This window comes from Alteromonas sp. KS69, from assembly GCF_003989595.1.
Taxonomy (GTDB): Bacteria; Pseudomonadota; Gammaproteobacteria; order Enterobacterales; family Alteromonadaceae; genus Alteromonas; species Alteromonas naphthalenivorans.
The window spans coordinates 1-1,691 of the sequence record NZ_PYHU01000030.1 but is presented as its reverse complement, the minus strand read 5'-3'; the positions used below and the strand labels follow the sequence as shown (position 1 = coordinate 1,691).

Annotated in this window: 1 protein-coding gene; it reads right to left on the bottom strand. The window is 42.9% G+C overall.

Going from position 1 to position 1,691, the window contains the following annotated elements:
* Positions 1-446: 446 nt before the first annotated feature.
* Entirely contained in the window at positions 447-1,496 is a 1,050-nt protein-coding gene (locus tag C7Y69_RS15145) for an IS110 family transposase (protein ID WP_013785565.1), read from the bottom strand.
* Positions 1,497-1,691: the final 195 nt, after the last annotated feature.

Sequence of the window (1,691 nt, the reverse complement as noted above, 5' to 3'; positions counted from 1 at the left end):
CATATGAGCCTCCGGGCTGTCAATGAAAAAAGATAGCCCTTTGACCACTATTTCAAGATCAATACCGTTGCCTTTTTAGAACTCGTTTACTTCGTCTGTCATGGCTGATGTTAGGCAAATTGCCTACGTCAAACACATATAGAGGCTCTTGTTGTTGCGCTTTTCAATTCCTTTTGACTGGCAACGGCACTAGACATTCATCGGTTAACCTTCCTCTGTCCTATTCAAATCTAAGTGGCTGTATCGACCAGTTAGTATCAGGTTCAGTGAAGGTGTAAGCAAATTCGTAAAAAGGTAGAGATGCGCAACGGGGACACGTCTAATCAAACCAACAGGTTTTGGCATTTCGGTATATTTATCGATGCTGCTTTGGCAGACTATTGCGCGATAAATGAGATACTCACCATTAAACCAGTTAGACTTTTAAGCTCATGCCACCGTGCGACTTACCCGTTTAAAAAGCGTTCTTCATCGAATACCTGCTGGTTCTTCAACATAAAGTAAGTACATCGCCCGATTTTATGGGCTAGTGCAGATAAAGCCTTCGCCTTGCTCATTCTCTTTTGCAGCTTGGCTAGATATCGTTTGGCGTTGTCATTACCCTTGAGGTATAACACCGCTGCTTCACTAAATGCCCATTTTAAATGTGCATTGCCAATCTTATTCCCCTGCGTACCATGTGTTTTACCGGCCGATTCTGCTTTGCATTTTACTAACCGTGAATACGAAGCAAACTTCTGAACTGTTGGAAACCGCTCAATATCGCCAACTTCATACAAAATGGTAAGGGCTAGAATTTTCCCGATACCTGGAAACGACTTAAGAATATGTAAATCTGTTGCACAGTGTGTTTGTGCCTGAGTCTTTACATAATGTTCAATTTTGTAGAGCTCACTCACCATTGTTTCGATTATATTTAGATTTAAATCCATGCTCTTTTGCACAGCTTCGTCTGGAAAAAAGTGACGCATCTTTTCTCTATCAGGTGAGTTTCTTAAATCTAACCGAGTTTCTAGTGCGGGTAAGTTGTATTGACTGACTGTGCTGGCAACATGCGCTTTCAGTTGAGCACTCATTCTCATTATGTGGGTGCGACGGCGAAGCGCATCTCGAATAGAGCGATGCTCCTTTGAATAAGCATGCGCGAGTGGGAAGTTCCCACCGCGCATTAGCTTCGCTATTTTTAGTGCGTCAATTTTGTCGTTCTTCGTTTTACCGGCATGAATGGCCTTCATATAAAGCGCATGGCCAAGAATGAAATCAATATTATGCTCTTCACAAAAGTCGGATACCCAATACCAGCAGTGCATACATTCAACACCAACAACAATATTGCCCAGATATGGCTTTAAAAGCGCTAACAGTTTGTCGGGTGAATCATCGATTTTTTCGTGAACGAGAATGTTGTTTTCATTATCAATAATGCAGACATAAAGCAGTCTGGTGTGAAGATCGATTCCACAATAGTACGGATGTGTATTAGTATAAAAGTTCATTGAGTTTTCTCCCTTGGTTTGGTCGCCTATTAGGATAAACTCAGTTTATGCTGATAGGGAGGAGGCTCAATGATTATCAACCCACTCAACACACTCACTACGTTCGCTGGGACGCATACACGCGGGGCGGCTTCGCCATTATGCCCCACGTACCTGCGCCCGTTATTGGAAAGTTATGCACCTAGGCGCAACCGG

Coding starts and splice junctions, on each gene's coding strand:
- C7Y69_RS15145 (WP_013785565.1), bottom strand. CDS start 1,496: ATGAACTTTTATACTAATACACATCCGTACTATTGTGGAATCGATCTT.